At 72.4% G+C, this 3,496-nt stretch carries 5 protein-coding genes; all 5 read right to left on the bottom strand.

Annotated elements, in window-relative coordinates; genetic code table 11:
- Positions 1-679 (bottom strand): GMC family oxidoreductase (locus BJF79_RS63115; protein ID WP_262403022.1); only part of this gene is annotated, 679 nt, incomplete at its 3' end.
- Positions 676-1,362: a GMC family oxidoreductase N-terminal domain-containing protein gene (locus BJF79_RS63110; RefSeq protein ID WP_262403021.1), complete on the bottom strand. Its 687-nt coding sequence runs from the start codon at positions 1,360-1,362 to the stop codon at positions 676-678. The genes BJF79_RS63110 and BJF79_RS63115, both read right to left, overlap by 4 nt.
- Positions 1,307-1,717, bottom strand: coding sequence for an FAD-dependent oxidoreductase (locus tag BJF79_RS63105; protein WP_262403020.1), 411 nt, complete (start codon positions 1,715-1,717; stop codon positions 1,307-1,309). The genes BJF79_RS63110 and BJF79_RS63105 overlap by 56 nt, the downstream gene beginning before the upstream one ends.
- A gap of 5 nt (positions 1,718-1,722) precedes the next feature.
- Positions 1,723-2,850, bottom strand: a complete 1,128-nt coding sequence (locus BJF79_RS35055) for an alpha/beta hydrolase (RefSeq protein ID WP_075903889.1) — start codon at positions 2,848-2,850, stop codon at positions 1,723-1,725.
- A 166-nt stretch (positions 2,851-3,016) separates the two neighbouring features.
- Positions 3,017-3,496: response regulator transcription factor (locus BJF79_RS35050; protein ID WP_143220653.1), on the bottom strand; the 480-nt coding region annotated here is incomplete at its 5' end.

The raw sequence follows: 3,496 nt of genomic DNA, 5'->3' as shown, positions 1-3,496 counted from the left end.
GCGCCCCCCGGCGCGGACGCGCGCGTCCCGTCCCTTCGAGCAGCCGCGTCGCCATGCGGTCGGCGTGCGCGGCGATCGTGAGGGACGGATTGGGGCCGACCGGGCCCGGCATCGCCGCCCCGTCGGCGATGTACAGGCCCGGATACCCGTGGACCTCCCCGAAGGCGTCGCAGACGCCCCGCCCCGGATGGTCGGCCATCGGGGCACCGCCCAGCGGATGCACGGTGACGATCCGCTTGCGGAACCACATCGGGTTGTCGGCGTATTCGGCGCCCAGCACGTCCGCGATGCCCTGCATGGTCTTGCGGACGCGCGTGAACAGCTCCTCGCTCGTCTCGGTCGTCCAGTCGGCGGCGAGGCGCCCGTCCCGCAGGTGCAGCCGCCCGTCGGCGGTGTCGCGGCCCATCCCGAGCAGCGGCAGCGAGCTGACGGTCAGCGCGCCGTCGCCGATCAGGTCCGAGATCTCCTTCGACAGGTTCGTGTCGGGCGCGTCCTTGAAGAACTCGACGAACCGGTCCCACAGGAACCGCACCGCCCGTTCGACCGCGTCGCCCATGTCGTAGCTCTGCACGATCCAGTCGGTGAACCCCGGGTAGCCGCCCTCCTCGATGTAGGCGCCGCGGCCCGCGCCGGGGACGCCGTCCAGGTCGTCCGGCAGCCGGATCGCGCTGGTGATCACCGGCCCGCGGGAGGCGTCCAGCGGCCGGACGCGCTCGCGGTCGCGGGCGTCAGCAGGAACGTCAGCAGGTCGCCGTTGCCGCTGAACCGGGAGCCGAGCGCGCCGCTCAGCCCGGGGAACGCCGTCCGCGACTTCAGCAGCAGCAGCGTCGTCCCGTAGGTGCCCCCGCCCAGGATCAGCCGGTCGCAGGTGATGGTCCGGACGGGCTGCTGCCGCGCCTTCCGCTTGAGGGCCAGGTCGTCGTGGTGGACGTAGTCGACCTCGTAGCCGCCGCCGGGACGGGGCCGCAGCGCCTTCACCTCGCGGGAGGTGCGGATGTCGGCGCCGTGGTGCGCCGCCGCCGACAGGTAGGTGTGGTCGAGGCTGTTCTTGGAGCCCTCGTTGCAGCCGATGTCGCACTCGCCGCACAGCTTGCAGGTGCGGCGGGGGACGCCGTGCAGGTTGCCGTACTCCGGGTCGCGATCGTCAGGCCGACGCCCGGCGTCCCGCCCGGCCGGTCGGCGAAGCTGATCGCCAGCGGGGGCAGCTCGCAGCGCAGCCCGAGCTCCGCCGCGGCGTCCTGCATCGCGTGCGTCTTCGGGGTGTCGTGGAACGGCGCCCGGTCCAGCGGGTACGGCGTCGCGCCCATCATCTTCTCGACGACGTCGTAGTGCGGGTCGAGGTCGGCGCGGGAGATCGGCCACGACTCGTACCCGCGCCCGGCATCGGCTGCTCGTCGACGAACCAGTGCTCGTCCTTGCGCAGCAGGACGTTCGCGTAGATCAGGGACCCGCCGCCGAGGCCCGCCGACACCACCGAGTCGCAGCCCTTGAAGCTCCACACGTCGTACATGCCGTACAGGCCGGCGGCCGGGTCCCAGAACGCCCGGCCCATCTGGGCGGGCGACCGCGGGAAGCTGCCCGGCGGGTACGGCTGCCCGCGCTCCAGCAGCACCACCGACTCGCCCGCCTCGGCCAGCCGGTACGCCGCGACCGATCCGCCGAACCCGGAGCCGACGACGACCGCGTCGACGTGCTCGTTCGCGCCCCGTGCGCCCATGCCGCTCAGCCCGCCTTCCGCTTGAGGAAGTCCAGGACGCGCGGATACACCTCGGCGTGGGACTCCTTGCCCATGAACGGGTCCTGGTGTCCGTAACCGGGGAGGATCTCCAGCTCGTGCACGCCGGGGGCGATCGATTCGAGCGTGCGGTGGCAGACGATGTTGGAGTCGGTGAACACGTTGTTGCGGTCTCCGGTGAGGAACAGGATCGGCGTCGTCACCTCGGCGGCGCCCGCGAGATAGTCGACGGGCAGCCCGGCGTGCCGCGGGTCGCGCGGGGCGTACCGCACCGCGCGTCCGGCCTCCACCATCTTGTGGATGTGCCGGTAGTAGTGGACGTTGCAGGCGCCGAACAGGTCGGTCAGCCGGGCGTGCGTGACGGGCGACATCTTGTCGTGCGTGAAGATCGGCCGTCCGCCGCCCCACATGAACGACAGCATGTGGCAGGCCGGTTCGTCGCATTCGCGGTGGAACGGCGCGACGGCCTTGGCGAGCATCCAGCCGCGGGTCAGCACGGGGGACCTGCCGTACCGGGGATCGATGTAGGGCGGGCCGAGGACGTACTCCATCAGCGGCGGCCCGTACTTGAGCTTCAGCTTCGACCACGGCGGCGTGCGGACCGTCAGCGAGACGCTGTTGCACACCAGGCTGGTGACGCCGGTGACCGTCCCGGCGAACAGCGCCATCGAGAACGTGATCGAACCGACGCAGTGCGTGACGACGTGGACGCGGCGGTCCGCGCCGATGTGGCGGCGCATCTCCGCCAGCGCCGCCGGGTGGTCCCAGAGGGCGACGTCGTCGAGGTTGTGGCGGTGCGTCTCGGCGTTGTAGGGGAACCGGGCGCTCATCCGGAAGTCCAGCGCCCACACGTCCCCGAACCCGGCGTCGTGCAGTTCGTTCACGATGTTCGCGTGCTCGGGCATGACGAACATGTCGCTGGACGTCGTCAGGCCGTGCACCAGCAGGACGGCGTCGGTGTCGGTGCGGACGGCGCCGGGGCGGCGGAACCGGGTGAGCGTCAGGCCGAGCCCGTCGGCGGTGGCGAACGGATGCACGGACACCTCGGCGTCCGCGACGCCCGCACGCGTGAAGCGCGCGATCCCGTCGGCGTCGATGGGGTTGATCGTCTTCATCGGGTGTCCACCTCCTTCGCGGCCGTCCTCCCGGCTCCGGACGCCCCTACCCTGCCAAACACCGAGGTCGGCGCGGCATCGTGGAGAACCCGTACTTACGTGCACCGTGAAGTGTGCGGCCAAAGACCACGTACGTGATGTAAGAGTCGAAACAGGACTCTACGGGTCAGGTCTGACGCTGCATCGCGGTCGCCACCCCGACCCGGGACGTCACGCCGATCTTCGCGAAGACGCGGGTCAGGTGCGTCTCGACCGTCCGGACGCTCAGGTACAGCCGCTCGGCGATCTGCTGGTTGCTGCAGCCCTCGGCGACGAGCCCCGCGATCTGCAGCTCGCGCGGAGACAGCCCGAACGGCGCGTCCCCGGCGGACTTCCCGGACCCGGCCCCCCTGCCGCTTTTCGCGCCCTTCCCCGGGCCGGTGCCCGACCGGGGCGCCGGCACGCGCACCCCGAGCCGCCGCTGCTCCCGGACGGTCTGGGCCTGCAGGTCCCGCATCCCGGCGGCGGCGAAAATCTCGGCGGCGGCGCGCAGCCGGGCCAGCGCCGCCGGACGGTCCCCGGCGGCGGCGTGCGCGATCCCGGCGGACAGCTCCGGCGCGCCCCGCCTCGGGGCGGCGGCCCGCCGCCCCCAGCAGCGCCGCCGCCT

Source organism: Actinomadura sp. CNU-125 (genome assembly GCF_001942465.1).
Classification (GTDB): Bacteria; Actinomycetota; Actinomycetes; order Streptosporangiales; family Streptosporangiaceae; genus Spirillospora.
The sequence above is the reverse complement of the archived record's forward strand: the minus strand, read 5'-3'. Positions and strand labels throughout refer to the sequence as shown.

Bases quoted from the DNA above. Each gene is read 5' to 3' on its own strand.
- BJF79_RS63105 (WP_262403020.1), bottom strand. From the start codon at position 1,717: ATGGGCGCACGGGGCGCGAACGAGCACGTCGACGCGGTCGTCGTCGGC.
- BJF79_RS35055 (WP_075903889.1), bottom strand. From the start codon at position 2,850: ATGAAGACGATCAACCCCATCGACGCCGACGGGATCGCGCGCTTCACG.